This window comes from Streptomyces sp. NBC_00989 (assembly GCF_045162655.1).
In the GTDB taxonomy this organism is placed as follows: domain Bacteria; phylum Actinomycetota; class Actinomycetes; order Streptomycetales; family Streptomycetaceae; genus Streptomyces.
This window is the reverse complement of sequence record NZ_CP108728.1, coordinates 5,978,958-5,994,089: the sequence shown is the minus strand read 5'-3', so window position 1 is coordinate 5,994,089 and position 15,132 is coordinate 5,978,958. Positions and strand designations below refer to the sequence as shown.

The window sequence follows — 15,132 nt, the reverse complement described above, 5'->3', positions numbered from 1 at the left end:
CCCTGCCCGGCGGATCGGCGTGAACGGGTGGACGGGTGAACGGGCGGGCGGTCAGAGCTTGGTGACGTCCAGGTCACCGGCGGCGTACTGCCTGCGCAGCACCTTCTTGTCGAACTTGCCGACGCTCGTCTTCGGTACCGACTCGATGATCGTCCAGCGTTCGGGGAGCTGCCACTTGGCGATCTTGCAGGTGTCGGAGGCGAGGAAGGCTCGCAGGGACGCGAAGTCGGCGGTGGAACCCTCCCGCAGGACGACGGTCGCCAGCGGACGCTCCCCCCACTTCTCGTCCGGTACGGCGACCACGGCGGCCTCGGTGACGTCCGGGTGGGACATCAGGGCGTTCTCCAGGTCGACGGAGGAGATCCACTCGCCGCCGGACTTGATGACGTCCTTGGCGCGGTCGGTGAGGGTGAGGAAGCCGTCGGGGGAGATCGTGCCGACGTCACCCGTCTTGAGCCAGCCGTCCTCGCTGAACTTGTCGGCGGGGCGCAGGGGTTCGGCGTCCGGGCCGTTGTAGTAGGCGCCCGCGATCCACGGGCCGCGCACCTCCAGCTCGCCCGCCGACTCGCCGTCGAAGGGCAGCCGCTCGCCGCCGGGGCCGGTGAGCCGGGCCTCGACGCTCGTCGGGAAACGGCCCTGGGTCAGCCGGTACTCGAACTCCCGCTCCGTACCGACCGCTTCGGCCGGCGGGCGCGAGACCGTGCCCAGCGGGGACGTCTCCGTCATGCCCCAGGCGTGGCAGACCCGCATGCCCAGTTCGTCGAAGGCCGCCATGAGGGCGGGCGGGCAGGCCGAACCGCCGATGGTGACCTGGGTGAGCGACGAGACATCGCGGGGCTTGGCGGTCAGTTCGGCGAGCAGGCCCTGCCAGATGGTGGGCACGGCCGCCGCGTGCGTCGGGCGCTGGCTCTCGATCATCTCGGCGAGCGGGGCGGGCTGCAGGAAGCGGTCCGGCATCAGCATGTTCACGCCGGTCATGAAGGTGGCGTGCGGCAACCCCCATGCGTTCACGTGGAATTGGGGCACCACGACCAGTGACGTGTCCTGGTCCGTGAGGCCCATCGACTGGGTCATGTTGACCTGCATGGAGTGCAGGTAGATCGAACGGTGGCTGAACACCACGCCCTTGGGGTCGCCCGTCGTGCCGGAGGTGTAACACATCGCGGCGGCCTGGCGTTCGTCCAGCTCGGGCCAGTCGTACGTCGTCGGCTTGCCGGCGATGAGTTCCTCGTACTCGTGCACTTGCGCGTGGGCGCCGTCGAGGGGGGTGCGGTCACCGGGCCCGGAGACGACGATGTGCTCGACCGTGGGCAGCTTGGACAGCAGCGGGGCGAGCAGCGGGATCAGCGAACCGTTGACGATCACCACCCGGTCCGCCGCGTGGTTGACGATCCACGCCAACTGCTCAGGCGGAAGGCGGAGGTTGAGCGTGTGCAGCACCGCGCCCATGGCGGGGATCGCGAAGTAGGCCTCGACGTGGACGGCGTTGTTCCACATGAAGGTCGCCGTACGCTCGCCGTCCACCACGCCCAGGTCCTCGCGCAGGGCGTGCGCCAGTTGGGCCGCGCGGGCACCGATCTCCGCGAAGGAACGGCGCTCCGGCTCTCCCTCACCGGTCCAGCTGATCACCTGCGATGTTCCATGGACCGTGGACCCGTGGGCCAGAATCCTGGAGATCAGCAGCGGTACGTCCTGCATGGTGCTCAGCACGGCGTCCTCCCGGGGCGACATTGCCTACGCGGTAGTAAGGGATGCGCTGATTCTGCGCACATACCGCACGGTATGTCACTAGGGCTGGGTGATCGATCACATCCCCGCGCCTGCTTCCGCCGGGTTCCAACTGGTTCAGTCGGGTTCTATGGGTTCTATGGGTTCCATCCGGTTCTATCGGGCGAGAACCAGCTCCGGGTCCTCGCGCAGCTTGCCGAGCGCCCGCGACACCGCCGACTTCACCGTGCCCACGGACACCCCGAGCACCTCGGCCGTCTGCACCTCGCTGAGGTCCTCGTAGTACCGGAGGACCACCATCGCCCGCTGCCGCTCCGGCAGCTTCGCGATCGCCCGCCACATCGCGTCGTGCAGCGCCTGCTGCTCGGCCGGGTCCTCCGCGCCGCCGACCGTCTCCGGCTCGGGCAGTTCGTCGCACGCGAACTCGTCGACCTTGCGCTTGCGCCACTGCGAGGTCCGCGTGTTCAACAGAGCCCGGCGGACATAGCCGTCCAGCGCGCGGTGGTCCTCGATCCGCTCCCAGGCGACATACGTCTTGGTCAGCGCGGTCTGCAACAGGTCCTCCGCGTCGCACGCGTTCGCGGTCAGCGACCGCGCGGTACGCAGCAGCACGGGCTGCCTGGCCCTCATGTACGACGAGAACGACGGGTACGTGAGGGCGGTGGTGGTCGGCTGGGTCTGCGCAGCCCGTGCGGCGGGCCGAGTGGCCGGGCGTACGGCCGGACGTGCGGCGGGGCGAGTGCCGGGCCGTGTCGTGGTCCGGGCATCGGCCCGTTCGGCGGCCCGTGCGACGGCGTTCGAAGCGCTGGTGCAGACGGCTGTGGTCATGGCTCCACGCTATGAGGGACCCCCACTCCTGCGGATCGGCCGCAGGTCCCGAAGCCGACTCCGCCTCAGGTTGTAGGGGTGGGGCTGGCTCCACCTCCTGAAGGTGGACGAGCAGCTGACATGTACTGCGGGTTTACCCCTGGGGGCTCACCCGTCCGAAGTACGGGCGGTGGGGGCGACAGGGGCAATATGGGTTGTTTGGCTGGTCTGGGTGGTCTGGGTGGTGTAGGTGGTAGGAGCTGTTGAGGCGGCGGGGGTTGTCAGGTCGGTCGGGGCTGTGAGCCTGGTGGGGTCGCTGGGGCTGTGAGCTCGGCGGGGGACGCTGGGGCTGTGAGCCCGGGGCGAGTCGCCGGGACTGCGAGCCCGGTGCCGGACGCCGAGGCTGCGAGCCCAGTGCGGGACGCCGGGACTGCGAGCCCAGTGCCGGACGCCGGTGCCGTAAGGGCCGTGGAAGCTGCTGCCGAGGCGGCCGGGGTCGTGGGCGTCGCAGGTGCCGTGAGCACCAGCCCCGACGTCGGCACCCCCGTCCCCGCCGTCACCAGGACCCGCTCCGCACCCGGTATCTGGTTCACGGCGGTGCCGCGCAGCTGTCGGACCCCTTCCGCGATCCCGTTCATCCCGTGCAGATACGCCTCCCCGAGCTGTCCGCCGTGCGTGTTGATCGGCAACCGCTCCTCGGCCACGAAGTCCGCCGCCTCCCCCTGCCCGCAGAACCCGAACTCCTCCAGCTGCATCAGCACGAACGGCGTGAAGTGGTCGTACAGGATCGCCACGTCCATGTCCTCCGGGCCCAGCCCCGCCGTCCGCCACAACTGCCGCGCGACCACGCCCATCTCCGGAAGCCCGGTCAGATCGTCCCGGTAGAAACTGGTCATCTGCTCCTGCGCCCGCCCGGCACCCTGCGCTGCCGCCGCGATGACAGCGGGCGGACGCGGCAGGTCGCGGGCCCGCTCCACCGACGTGACGACGATCGCCTGCGCGCCGTCCGTCTCCTGGCAGCAGTCCAGCAGCCTGAGCGGCTCCACGATCCACCGCGAGGCCGCGTGCTCGGCGAGCGTGATCGGTCTGCCGTGGAAGTACGCCGCCGGGTTCGTCGCCGCGTACTTGCGGTCCACCACCGCCACCTGCCCGAACACCTCCGGCGTGAGCCCGTACGTGTGCAGATACCGCTGCGCCGCCATCGCCACCCACGACGCCGGCGTGAGCAGTCCGAACGGCAGCGACCAGCCGAGCGCCGCGCCCTCCGCCGACGGCTCCCGGTGTGTCACGCCCGAGCCGAATCTGCGCCCCGACCGCTCGTTGAAGGCGCGGTAGCAGACCACCACCTCCGCGATCCCCGCCGCCACGGCCAGCGCCGCCTGCTGGACGGTCGCGCAGGCCGCGCCGCCGCCGTAGTGGACCCGGGAGAAGAAGGACAGCTCGCCGATCCCGCAGGCCTGGGCCACGGTGATCTCCGGGTTGGTGTCCATCGTGAACGTGACCATCCCGTCCACGTCCGCCGGCGTCAGCCCCGCGTCGTCCAACGCGGCCCGCACCGCCTCCACCGCCAGCCGCAGCTCACTGCGCCCCGAGTCCTTGGAGAACTCCGTCGCCCCGATCCCGACGATCGCCGCCTGCCCCCCGAGGGTGTCGCGGGTACGGGCACTCATCCGGCCTCCCTGGTGCCTACGGTGACCTCGTCGGCGTCGGCGTCGGCGTCCGTGTCCGCGTCCGCCGGTCTTACGGTGACCGTCACCGTGCCTGTCACATGCCTGCCGATGCCGTTCGCCCCGAGCACCCGCACCGTCGCGGTGTCGCCGTCCGTCTCCTCGACCCTGCCGGTCAACACCATCGTGTCGCCCGGGTAGTTGGGCGCGCCGAGCCGTATCGCCACCTTGCGGAGAGTGGCTCCCGGTCCGAAGTGGTCCGTGATGTAGCGGCCGACCAGACCGTTCGTCGTCAGGATGTTCATGAAGATGTCGGGGGAGCCCTTCTGCCGCGCTGCCTCCGCGTCGTGGTGCACGTCCTGGTAGTCACGGGAGGCGACGGCTCCGGCGACGATCAGGGTGCGGGTGATCTCGATCTCCAGCGGGGGCAACTCCTCACCTGCCCTCATGGCTGCACCTCCTCATCGACGATCAACTCCCCCAGTTCTTGCAGCACTTCGCCCCCGCCACCCAGGTACGCGTCCAGCTGCCGGCCCCAGAGGAAGTGCCGGTGCACCGGATGGTCCAGGTCGGCTCCCGCCCCGCCATGCAGATGCTGCCCCGTGTGGACGACGCGCTGGCCCGCCTCGGACGCCCACCAGGCGGTGGTGAGCGCGTGCGTGGTGTACGGCAGTCCCACGTCGCGCCGCCAGGCCGCCTCGTACGCCGTCACGCGTATCGCCTCGATGTCCATGTGCGCGTCGGCCGCCCGGAGTTGGACCGCCTGCCGCGTGGCCAACGGCCGCCCGAACTGCTCCCGGGTGTTCACATGCGCCACAGCCCGAGCGAGCGAACCGGCACACACCCCGGCCTGCAACCCCGCGAAGGCGGTACGGGCGGTGGCCAGAACGTCGGCGTAGGGGGAGGGAGTTGGGGGTGGGGGCTGGAGCTGCTCGACCTGGACACTGGGGTGAACGCCCGCCACACCAAGGTGAACACCCTTCGCACCGAGCCGCTCCGCCGATGCCCCGTCCAGCGTCAGCCGCCCCGCCGACCAGGGCGCCGTCAACTCGACCGCCTCGACACGCGCGGCCTCCGCGACCGGGGTCAGCCACAACCCCCGCTGATCGTCGGCGACCAGGACATGCGTGGCGTCGCGCAACCAGGGGACGACAGGGACCGTCCCGCTCAACTCACCCTGCGCAGAGGCCCGTACACCCCCCTGCGCCGGAAACGCCCCGCACACCACCACCGACCCGTCCACGACCCCCGGCAACAACCGCTCCCGCTGCTCGGGTGAACCATGGGCGGCGACCGCCAGCAGCCCGTACACACAGGTCGACGCGAAAGGCACCTGGGCGGTCGTCCGGCCCTGTTCCTCCAGGAGGAGCACGAGTCCGAGCAGGCCCAACTCCTCGACTGCGCCCACCAGTCCGGCCGCGCACAGGGCCTTCCACAGCTCGGGATCGCTGTCCGTCCCGGCCGCCGTGAGCCGCTCGGGGGTCGCGAGGTCGCCGAAGATCCGGGCGGCCAGGTCACGGGCCGCCGCCTGCTCCTCCGTGGGCGTGAAGTCCATGTCAGCCCACCTCGCCCTCTCCGCCTTGTCCGGCTGCTCCGCCTTCCTGGACCCGGAAGACGGGGAGGATCAGCGGGCCGTCCTCGTCGTCGTGCCCCCGCGGTTCGTCGTAGCGCCGGAATTCGAGCCGCACCGGCAGCCCGATGCGGACCTTGTCGTACGGCACCCCGACCACGTTGCTCACGATCCGCACGCCTTCCGCCAGCTCGATCAACCCGACCGCGTACGGCGGATCAAAGGCGGGGAAGGGCGGGTGGTGCATCACCACGTACGAGTAGACCGTGCCCTCGCCGCTCGCCTCGACCGTGTCCCAGTCCAGGCCGCCGCAGGCGTTGCAGCCCGGCAGCCAGGGGTGGCGCAGTGTTCCGCAGTGCGTGCAGCGCTGGATGAGGAGTCGGTGCCGCTGCACGCCCTCCCAGAAACCGGCGTTGTCCCGGTTGACGACGGGCCGGGGCCGCCGCGCGCGGGCCACCGTCCCCTCCCGTTTCCCGTCCTCCCGTTTCCCGTCCTCCCGTTTCCCGTCCTCCCGTTTCCCGTCCTCCCGTTTCCCGTCCTCCCGTTTCCCGTCCTCCCGTTCCTCCTCCTTCGGCTTCCCCTTCTGGCGTGCGGGGGCGTACTTGAGGATGCGGAAGCGGTGGGTGCCGACGAGGTCCGGGCCCACCCGGACGTCCATGCGTGTCGTGACGAAGTACCCCGTGCCCAGCTTCGTCGTCTTGCGGTCCGACACCGACTCGATCACCGCGTCGAACGTGACCTCGTCGCCCGGCCGCAGGGGCCGTACGTACTCCTGCTCGCAGTCCGTGGCGACCACCGAGGTGCAGCCCGCCGTGTCGAGGAGGTCGAACAGCTCGTCGTAGGCACCCGTGCGTCCCGTATGGCCGGAGAGGCCGCCCATGGTCCATGCCTGGAGCATGGTGGGCGGGGCGACGGCGTCCGGGCCCGCGTACGCCGGATTCGTGTCGCCCATCGCCTCGCACCAGTGCCTGATCATCGGCTCGTTGACGGGGTCCTTCCCCCTGCCCGCGACGGCGGCCGCACGCCCCTCGTACGTCTTGAGCCGCGCCTCCAGCTCGTCGACCACCGTGCTCACCTCCGCCCCCTCGTCATCCCGAGCCGCATCGTCGCGACGATCTCCCGCTGCACCTCGCTCACCCCGCCCCCGAACGTGTTGATCTGAGCCGCCCTGTTCAACCGCTCCAGCTCGCCGTCACCGAAAGCACCCGGCGAGCCCGAACGCACCAGTCCTGCCAGTCCCGCCGGTCCGTCCGCCCCGGCGATGTGCTGACATATTCGGTACACCGCCACCGTCGATTCGGTTCCCACGACTTTCACGCCGCTCGCGTCGCCGGGGGCCAGCCGACCCGCCCCGACATCACCCACCAAACGCCAGTTGAGCAGGCGTGTTGCCGCCAGCCGGGCATGTGCCTCGGCCAGCTGTGAACGCACCCACGGCTCGTCAACCCGGCGCCGCCCCGTCACCGGATCGGGCGTGCGGGCTGCGGTCAGCACGGCCGCGTAGAACTCCTCGGCCTGCATTCCGGTCGCGGCGAGGGCGACCCGCTCGTGGTTGAGCTGGTTGGTGATGAGGGACCAGCCCTCGTTCTCCGCGCCGACGAGGTTGCCGGCCGGGACGCGGACCCCGTCGTAGTACGTGGCCGTCGTCCGCTGCCCGCCCACCGTCTCGATCGGGGTCCACGAGAAGCCGGGCGCGTCGGTCGGGACGAGGATGATCGAGATGCCGCGGTGTTTGGGCGCCTCGGGGTCGGTGCGGCAGGCGAGCCAGATCCAGTCGGCGTTGTGGGCGTTGGAGGTGAAGATCTTCTGCCCGTCGATCAGCCAGCCCCGCTCGTCACGTACCGCGCGCGTGCGCAGGGACGCGAGATCCGTGCCGGCCGACGGTTCGCTGTAGCCGATCGCGAAGACGAGTTCCCCGCGCTGGATGCCCGGCAGGAGGGCGGCCTTCTGCTCCTCGCTGCCGTACTTCATGAGGGTCGGTCCGACGGTGTTCAGGGTGACCATCGAGACGGGTGCGCCCGCGCGGTAGGCCTCGTCGAAGAACACGAACTGCTCGTCCGCGCCCCGCCCTTGACCGCCGTACTCGACCGGCCAGCCCAGCCCCAGCCAGCCGTCGCCGCCGATGCGGCGCAGCAGGGCCCGCTGGCCCTGGGGGTCGTCCGTGCCAGGTGGCCCGTCCGGCATCAAGTCGGCGAAGTACGAGCGGAGTTCGGCGCGCAACCGCCGCTGGCGGGGGGTGGGGGCGAGGTACACGGCGGCGGACCTCCGGGGCGACGTGGGCGTCGTAGGCAACGTAGGTGTCGTAGGCGTCGTACGGACGGGGGTTTCTGACTGTCCGTCAGATGCCGTGCACTGTCAAGGTCGTTACGGCACAGCGGTCCATCCGCCCGGGCGCGCACGCGTGGCGCACGAAAAACGCCTGCGCGGCGGTGCCGAAGCACCACCGCGCAGGCGCGTTACAACCCCAGAGAGCACACCTCACACACCCCCGCGCATCCCCGCGTGGAAGTCGGGCGCGGCTACCAGAAGTTGGCGAAGTTGACGGCGACGTTCTTGTTTCCCTGGTTGATGGCGGTGAACGCGGAGCCGTTGACCTGGGCGGTGTTGCTCTGGTTCGAGGCCCCCGAGCCGACCGCCTGCTGCTGTGTGGTGGACGAGTTGCCCTTGTTGTCGTGCCCGACCCCGCTGCCGCTGACGGTCGCCACACCCGCGTTCGATCCGTTGCCCGCGATGGCGCCGTTGTCCGCCGCCGCGACGCCGGTGAAGAGGGCGGCTGCCAGCGGGAGGGCGGAGACGGCGGCGATGACGCGGGCGGTACGGATGCTTGCCATGTTGTTCCTCCAGAACGGGTTGCGTATCGGCTTGGTAGCCGGACGCACATGAAGTACGGCTTCTACCAGGGCAGTTGGCCGACCGCCTCGGTGTTGTGCACGACGTCGCGGAACCAGAGTTGCCCACCGAATCCCCGGCGAACCAGACCGGAAGCGGTTATTCCCCCTGAAGCGTGATGACAAGTCGATAAACCCCTTTGACCGCCCCGAAGCCGCAGTTCAGGGCAGTACGGACAGCTCACGCCGGGCGCCCCATGAGGCGAAGCGTTCCTCCACATTTCCGGCCAATCCGCGCGACTCGGCGAGTCGCCGCCTCTCCCCCTTCCTTTTTTCGAACACTCGTACGAACATGGAGGCATGGCCACCACCGACCGGCAGGCCACGACGCTGGCCCTCGCACACGCCCTGTCAGCCGCCGAACGCGGACTGGCCGTCATCCCCCTGTCCCGCACAAAACTCCCGGCCCTGCGCTCCCCGCACCGCGACGACCCGTCACCCCCGGCGGGCGAGGCGGGCACGGCAGAGGCACCGGACGCCCTCCACCCGCGCTGCCACGGCGAGTGCGGACGCCTCGGCCACGGGGTGTACGACGCCTCGTCCGACCCTGCGCGCATCCGCGAACTGTTCGCCGCCGCGCCCTGGGCCACCGGCTACGGCATCGCGTGCGGACTGCCGCCGCACCACCTGATCGGTGTCGACCTCGACACCAAGTCCGGCACGGACTCCTCGTCCGCGCTGCGCGAACTCGCCCTCCGCCACCTGTTCACGATCCCCGAGACCGTCGTCGTCCTGACCCCCAGCGGCGGCCGCCACCTCTGGCTCAGCGGCCCGCCCGACGTGGTCGTCCCCAACTCCGCGGGCCGGCTCGCCCCCGGCATCGACATCCGCGGCGCCGGCGGCTACCTGGTGGGCCCCGGCTCCCGCACCGACCACGGCCTCTACGGCGCCGCCCCGGCCACCGCCCACCTGGCCCCCGCGCCCTGCCCCCCGTCACTCCTGCGCCTGCTCCTCCCCCCACCCCGCACGAACCACCCCACCCCCACCTCGACCGGCCAACACGGCCAGGGCCTGGTCCAGTTCGTCCTCGCCGCCCACGAGGGCCAACGCAACACCCGCCTCTTCTGGGCAGCCTGCCGCGCCTACGAGAACGACATCGGCCCCGCCCTCGTCGACCCCCTGGTCGAAGCGGCCCTGGGCACGGGCCTGTCGGAGCGGGAGGCCCGGGCGACGATCGCGTCGGCGGCACGGATGACGGGGCATCGGCCGTGAACTCGGCGTTGCCGGTTGCCAGTTGCCGGTCGGGGCTCAGACGGGACCCGCGAACTCCCGCTGTAGCGTCACCGTATGGAAGAACCTCGTATCAAGGTGTATGGCGCCGACAGCGAGATCACCGTGGCGGGCAACGCCGCCGGCCTGCGGAATCTCGCCGAAACGCTCATCGGCCTCGCCGAGCCCGAACACCGGGACGGCTACCACGTACACCTTGAGCCCGGTATCAGCCTCGAGGACGGCCCGGTCAGTCTGGTTCTGGAGCGCGACGAAGAACTCTAGGACCGACCACGAGCGGCCCCTGACCGATGTACCCGGTCAGGGGCCGCTCGTCTGTCTGCGGTGGGTGTGGGATTTGAACCCACGGTCACATCGCTGCGACGACGGTTTTCAAGACCGTTCCCTTAGGCCGCTCGGGCAACCCACCTGCGCACGCGCCCACCAGGGACGGAGCGGGTACAGCGTACCGGGATCGAGCCGGATGGTGGGGCCATGGTCCACAGACCGAGGCATCACCTGTGAAGGTCGGCGACATCTACCGGCTGGCGGCTGGCCTTCCCCCCCCTGGCGAGGAACATCTCCCAGCAGGCCATCTCCGTCACCGGGGTCAGGCTCCTGAACGTGCCGGCAGGCGTGAAGGTCCTCGGATGCAGCGTCTGCTCGGTGAAGGACGCCCCTGAGTATGGCAAGTACCCGGACTACGCCAGGCATCCGTACACCATCGGGCCGAAGGTGCTCAGCGACAAGTACGCGATGGTGCGGGTCCGGGTCACGGGGAAGGTGGCCGGCAGACCCTGAGCTGCCGGTTCGGTCTCGGCATGTAGGGGGTCGGGGCCGCGGCTACTGTGCCGCGGCGCCCGAGAAGTCGTACACGGCCCAATCGGTGATCCGGACGTACCCGAGGCGTTGGTAGAGCGCGTTGCTGGTGGGGTTGCCCGGGTCCGTGAAGAGGACGACGTCCGTGGCGCCCGTGGTCAGTGCGGCTCTGGTCACCTCGGCCGTCACGGCGCCCGCGTAGCCGCGGCCTCGGAGGTGGGCCGGGGTGTAGACGGGGTCCACGCGGACCATGCCGCCGATCTTCGAGGTCGAGCCCGCGATGGAGACCGGAGTGCCGTCCGGGGTCTCCCAGAACGTGAAGTGCTTGTCCGCGAAGCGGGTGTCGGCCCAGGAGTCGGGGAGGACTTCGTCGACGGCGGCGGCGAACTCGTGGCACCAGTGGACGACTTGGGCGTGGTCCTCCGAGCGTGCGACCCGGCCTCGGCCCTCCGGGACCGGCTCCTGCGGCGTGAGTGTGCCGAGGCGGTACAGGTGGAGCCGGACGCGGAGTGTGGACGTAGCGCCCGTGTGCCGCCGCCATGCCTCCGCGAACGCGGTCGCGGTGCTCTGGTCCGCGGTGACGTAGGGCAGGGAGTGCCCGAGGTCCGCCAGGTGGGCGGCGAGGGTGTCGGCCTGCCCGGGGGTGAGGGAGGTGGGTGCCAGGCCGCGGGACGGGAGGCGGTAGAAGGTGGCGTCGACGCCGCCCGCTCGTTCCAGCCGGCCGAACAGGGCGGCCCCGTCGCCGTGTTCGGCCGATCCGTGCGTTCGCAGTCGCTCCATCACCGTCAACGCCGTGGTGTGCGGGGCGGGACGCGAGCGCAGGAAGTCACCGCCTCCGGCGAGGAAGTCGTCCAGGTCTTCGGTGAGGTACCAGCCGTCCGGTCGCATGGTTCATGATTTCCCACGCCGCGGGCCCACGTCCGTGGTTCTTCCCCACCAACTCCCGGCGTGGAACAGGGATGCCGCCTCGTGCGCGGCACCCCTGCCTACCTGCACATCACCCTCACTACGGGCGCTGCATCACCCGGTCCACCACGCCAGTCGCCGCGACGTACGACCACTGTTCGTACGACGGCCCGGCCGCCGCCCGCCGGTTGTGCATCCCGAGGTACCGGTACGTCTTCGCGTCGAAGACCAGGACCGGTCCGCCGTGTGCCCAGGGGGTTCCGGAGGGTCCCACGTACTGGATGCCGATGCCCACGCGGCCGTCGGCGTCCTTCTGGTGGGGCAGGACCTTGATGCCGGGGACGGTGGCGAGCGCCTCGTAGGCCGCGGAGCGTAGCCCCTTCGGCAGGACGGAGGTGCGGAGCAGGCTGGAGACGAGGAACTGGGTCATCGGCCAGTCGGCGGCCTTCATCGGCCTGTTGTAGTCCGGCTTTCCAGGGCCGTCGCGGAGCGCGATCAGCAACTTGGCCGGATCGGTGGGCAGTTGCTTGAGCAGGGCCCACCTGCTCGGCGGCCAGTTGGTCTGGTTCGGCGGGTACACCGGAACCCATTGCTTCTGGCCCAGTTCGCTGACGTAGGACCTCTTGGAGCCGTCGACCGAGTCCCAGCTCTCGTCCACGTACGTCCGGGTCCGGCCACCACCCCCGATCGGGATCTCCTTGATGATCTCCTTCGTGTAGATGAACTGGTCGTCACGCGGAGCGATCGGCTTCTCCAGTCGGCGTTCCTCGGCCGCCGCGCCGCGCAGCACGGTGCTCGCGCTCACCGGCTGGGTGCGGGGCGAGGACTCGCTGTCGTTCTGGGCGATCACGACGCCCGTCGCCACCGCGGCGGCCGCGACGCCCGCCACCGCCATCCGCAGGACCGGACGGCGTCGTACGGTCGCGGGGGCGAGGGTGGTGGGCTGGAGCATCGCCTGGTGGAGGCGGAAGCGGGCACGCGCGCGTGCGGGGTCCGTGAGCGGGGGTGTGTCCGCGTCCCACTCCCTCAGGAGGTGGAGTTCGTTCCTCGGTTCACTCATCGTCGGATTCCTCTCGGAAGGCTGTCGGATCGGATCCGCCCAATGCGTCGCGAAGTTTTCTGCGAGCCCTGTGCAGCCGTGACCGGACCGTCCCCACCGGTACCTCCAGGGCGCGTGCGACCTCCTCGTAGCCGAGGTCGGCCCACGCGACCAGCAGCAGCACGTCCCGGTGCCTGGCGGGCAACCGGGCCATGGCCAGGGCCAGTTCGCCCCGTACGGCCTGTGCGCTGACCTTCGCGGCCACCCGGTCGGCGACGGTGTCCTCGGCGCCGGCGGCGGGTGCGGCCGTCGGCAGCCGGCCGATCGCCTTCAGCCGTCGGGCCTCGGCGCGCCGGTGCCGGCCTATGAGGTTGGTCGCGATGCCGAACAACCACGGGCGGGCGTCGGCCAGTTCCGTGTTGTACCGGAAGCGCTGCTGGAACGCGGTGGTGAACGTCTCCGCCATCAGGTCCTCGGCGACCTCCGTGCCGAGCCGGCGCGCCGCGTAACGGTGCACCGAGTCGGCGTGGCGGTCGAAGAGCACGGCGAATGCCTCGGGCTCATCCCACGACCGTTCGATCACCGAGGCGTCACTGTCCTGCCCCACCCTGACGCCTGGTCCGACGGTCATCGGGGCTCCTCTCGTCGATGCGAACACGCAGATGAAGACTGGGCTTTCACCCGTACTTCGCCGCAGGGAGGAATCCGGTTCCCTCGTGGTGCACGCACGCGTGGAGGGCACAAAACGATCGGGCCGGGCGAGGAGAGTCCTCACCCGGCCCGATCGGCCGACCATATGACGCTACGTCAGTTGCGTCAGTCGCATCAGCTGTCGCCGACCCTCGATCCCAGGGTCAGGTCGGTCGTGTGCTCCGTACCGCCGCGCTTGTACGTGATCTTGACCTTGTCGCCCGGCTTGTGGGTCCAGATCTCGCCGATGAGGGTCGGGCCGCTGTCGATCACCGAGTCGTCGAGCTTGGTGATGACGTCGCCGGCCTTGAGGCCCGCCTTGGCCGCGGGGCCGCCGGCCTCCACCGAGGAGGAGCCGCTGACGCCCTCGGCGGTGATCGTCGCGCCGGCGGTGCTGTCCTCCAGGGAGACGGAGGCGCCGATCTTGGCGTACACCGGCTTGCCGGTCTTGATCAGCTGCTGGGCGACGTACTTCGCCTGGTTGATCGGGATGGCGAAGCCCAGGCCGATCGAGCCGGACTGGCTGGTGGAGCCGAGGCCGCCGCTACTGGTCGACTGGATCGCGGAGTTGATGCCGATGACCGAGCCCTGGGCGTCGAGCAGCGGGCCGCCCGAGTTGCCGGGGTTGATCGAGGCGTCGGTCTGCAGGGCGCTCATGTACGACGCCTTGCTGGTGGAGCTGCCGTCGCTGGAGGCCACCGGGCGGTTCTTGGCGCTGATGATGCCCGTGGTCACCGTGTTGGACAGGCCGAAGGGGGCGCCGATCGCGATGGTCTCGTCGCCGACGGCCACCTTGTCCGAGTCGCCGAGGGCGAGCGGCTTCAGGTTGCCGGGGGCGTTCTTCAGCTTGATGACCGCGACGTCGTAGCCCTGGGCGTGGCCGACGATCTCGGCGTCGTACTTCTTGCCGTCCGGGAAGGTCGCCGTGAGCTTGCCGCCGTCGACCGCGTCGGCGACGACGTGGTTGTTGGTGACGATGTGGCCCTGGGTGTCGAACACGAAGCCCGTGCCCGTGCCGCCCTCGCCGCTGGTGCTCTCGGCCTCGATGGTGACCGTGCTGGGCAGGGACTTGGCGGCGACCGCCGCGATGGTGCCCGGGCTGCGCTTCACGGAGGCGCTGCTGCCGGTGTCGGCGGAGACGGTGGTGGAGTTGCTGTTGTCGTCGTTGTCCTTGGCCAGCGTGTAGCCGAGGCCGCCGCCCAGGCCGCCGGCGACCAGCGCGGCGATCAGCACCGCGGCGATCAGGCCGCCGCGTCCGCTGCCGGGCTTCTTGGGCGCGGGCTGCTGGTACGGGGTGCCCCAGCCGTCGCCTCCGTACCCGCCCGCACCGGCGGCCGTGTCGCCGCCGTATCCGCCGACGCCCTCGCCGCCGTACCCGCCCGTGCCCGTGCCTGCGTCGGCGTACGACGGGGTGGCGGGCGGCGGGGGCGGCCAGGCGGCGTCGGGAGCGGATCCCGTGCCCTGCGGGGGCGCGGCGGCGTAGGCGGGCGCGGGGCCGGCGTACGGCGTGTCCTGCGGGGCGCCCGGAGGCACCGGCGGGAGCTGCGTCGTGGGCGCGCTCCCCTCGGCCGCGGCCGCCTGCGGGGAAGCTGCGGGAGATTCCACCGGCACAGGAGGTGCAGACGGGGCCGGGGGTACCTCAGTGCCCTCGTTCTCGGTGCTCACAGCTCTTCTCCTCGGTCCACGGCTGTTGTTCTCGGAAGCATGCGGTCACACTCTTCACGCTTGTCGATCGGTCCGGCGCGAAACAGCTGTGCATGTACTTTTGTATGCCGTCAGCTTTTCCCACCGGCCGTCAGGGCACCATAA

14 protein-coding genes, 1 tRNA gene and 1 pseudogene are annotated in these 15,132 nt (G+C 70.6%); 3 read left to right on the top strand and 13 right to left on the bottom strand.

What is annotated here, in order from left to right; translation table 11 throughout:
- Positions 1 to 51 precede the first annotated feature (51 nt).
- The 8 genes and pseudogenes from OG714_RS26455 to OG714_RS26420 all read right to left on the bottom strand — a co-directional run bounded on the left by OG714_RS26455 (position 52) and on the right by OG714_RS26420 (position 8,603).
- Positions 52 to 1,731 (bottom strand): long-chain fatty acid--CoA ligase, encoded by a 1,680-nt coding sequence (locus OG714_RS26455; RefSeq protein WP_406124606.1) that lies wholly within the window; start codon positions 1,729 to 1,731, stop codon positions 52 to 54.
- A 153-nt stretch (positions 1,732 to 1,884) separates the two neighbouring features.
- Positions 1,885 to 2,556, bottom strand: coding sequence for a SigE family RNA polymerase sigma factor (locus OG714_RS26450; protein ID WP_406124604.1), 672 nt, complete (start codon positions 2,554 to 2,556; stop codon positions 1,885 to 1,887).
- A 491-nt stretch (positions 2,557 to 3,047) separates the two neighbouring features.
- Positions 3,048 to 4,205, bottom strand: a pseudogene (locus OG714_RS26445) (lipid-transfer protein); the annotation flags it as partial.
- A complete protein-coding gene (locus OG714_RS26440; RefSeq protein ID WP_406124603.1) occupies positions 4,202 to 4,651 on the bottom strand; it encodes a MaoC family dehydratase in 450 nt (149 codons plus the stop codon). The gene OG714_RS26440 and the pseudogene OG714_RS26445, both read right to left, overlap by 4 nt.
- Positions 4,648 to 5,757: an acyl-CoA dehydrogenase family protein gene (locus OG714_RS26435; RefSeq protein WP_406124601.1), complete on the bottom strand. Its 1,110-nt coding sequence runs from the start codon at positions 5,755 to 5,757 to the stop codon at positions 4,648 to 4,650. Before OG714_RS26435 ends, OG714_RS26440 begins: the two co-directional genes overlap by 4 nt.
- A 1-nt stretch (position 5,758) precedes the next feature.
- Positions 5,759 to 6,847: a bifunctional MaoC family dehydratase N-terminal/OB-fold nucleic acid binding domain-containing protein gene (locus OG714_RS26430; protein ID WP_406124599.1), complete on the bottom strand. Its 1,089-nt coding sequence runs from the start codon at positions 6,845 to 6,847 to the stop codon at positions 5,759 to 5,761.
- Complete coding sequence (locus tag OG714_RS26425) at positions 6,844 to 8,025, bottom strand: acyl-CoA dehydrogenase family protein (protein WP_406131954.1); 1,182 nt, start codon at positions 8,023 to 8,025, stop codon at positions 6,844 to 6,846. The genes OG714_RS26430 and OG714_RS26425 overlap by 4 nt, the downstream gene beginning before the upstream one ends.
- Positions 8,026 to 8,291: 266 nt before the next feature.
- The gene (locus OG714_RS26420) at positions 8,292 to 8,603 is read right to left on the bottom strand and encodes a hypothetical protein (RefSeq protein WP_406124597.1); all 312 of its coding nucleotides are present in this window, start codon (positions 8,601 to 8,603) and stop codon (positions 8,292 to 8,294) included.
- 357 nt (positions 8,604 to 8,960) lie between these two features.
- On the opposite strand from OG714_RS26420, the gene OG714_RS26415 reads away from it, so the two are divergent.
- Positions 8,961 to 9,872: a bifunctional DNA primase/polymerase gene (locus OG714_RS26415; protein ID WP_406124596.1), complete on the top strand. Its 912-nt coding sequence runs from the start codon at positions 8,961 to 8,963 to the stop codon at positions 9,870 to 9,872.
- 75 nt (positions 9,873 to 9,947) lie between these two features.
- On the top strand, positions 9,948 to 10,154 hold the full coding sequence (locus tag OG714_RS26410; RefSeq protein WP_406124595.1) for a hypothetical protein: 207 nt from the start codon (positions 9,948 to 9,950) through the stop codon (positions 10,152 to 10,154).
- Positions 10,155 to 10,212: 58 nt separating this feature from the next.
- On the opposite strand, the gene OG714_RS26405 is transcribed toward OG714_RS26410, so the two are convergent.
- Positions 10,213 to 10,299, bottom strand: a tRNA-Ser gene (locus tag OG714_RS26405).
- A gap of 194 nt (positions 10,300 to 10,493) precedes the next feature.
- Between OG714_RS26405 and OG714_RS26400 the strand changes: the two genes are divergently transcribed.
- On the top strand, positions 10,494 to 10,670 hold the full coding sequence (locus OG714_RS26400) for a hypothetical protein (protein ID WP_406124593.1): 177 nt from the start codon (positions 10,494 to 10,496) through the stop codon (positions 10,668 to 10,670).
- 42 nt (positions 10,671 to 10,712) lie between these two features.
- On the opposite strand, the gene OG714_RS26395 is transcribed toward OG714_RS26400, so the two are convergent.
- The 4 genes from OG714_RS26395 to OG714_RS26380 all read right to left on the bottom strand — a co-directional run bounded on the left by OG714_RS26395 (position 10,713) and on the right by OG714_RS26380 (position 14,988).
- Positions 10,713 to 11,576, bottom strand: a complete 864-nt coding sequence (locus OG714_RS26395) for a GNAT family N-acetyltransferase (RefSeq protein WP_406124591.1) — start codon at positions 11,574 to 11,576, stop codon at positions 10,713 to 10,715.
- 118 nt (positions 11,577 to 11,694) lie between these two features.
- Entirely contained in the window at positions 11,695 to 12,654 is a 960-nt protein-coding gene (locus OG714_RS26390) for a CU044_5270 family protein (RefSeq protein WP_406124590.1), read from the bottom strand.
- Complete coding sequence (locus OG714_RS26385) at positions 12,647 to 13,264, bottom strand: RNA polymerase sigma factor (protein ID WP_406124588.1); 618 nt, start codon at positions 13,262 to 13,264, stop codon at positions 12,647 to 12,649. The genes OG714_RS26390 and OG714_RS26385 overlap by 8 nt, the downstream gene beginning before the upstream one ends.
- 194 nt (positions 13,265 to 13,458) lie before the next feature.
- The gene (locus OG714_RS26380) at positions 13,459 to 14,988 is read right to left on the bottom strand and encodes a S1C family serine protease (RefSeq protein WP_406124586.1); all 1,530 of its coding nucleotides are present in this window, start codon (positions 14,986 to 14,988) and stop codon (positions 13,459 to 13,461) included.
- Between the last annotated feature and the right edge of the window lie 144 nt (positions 14,989 to 15,132).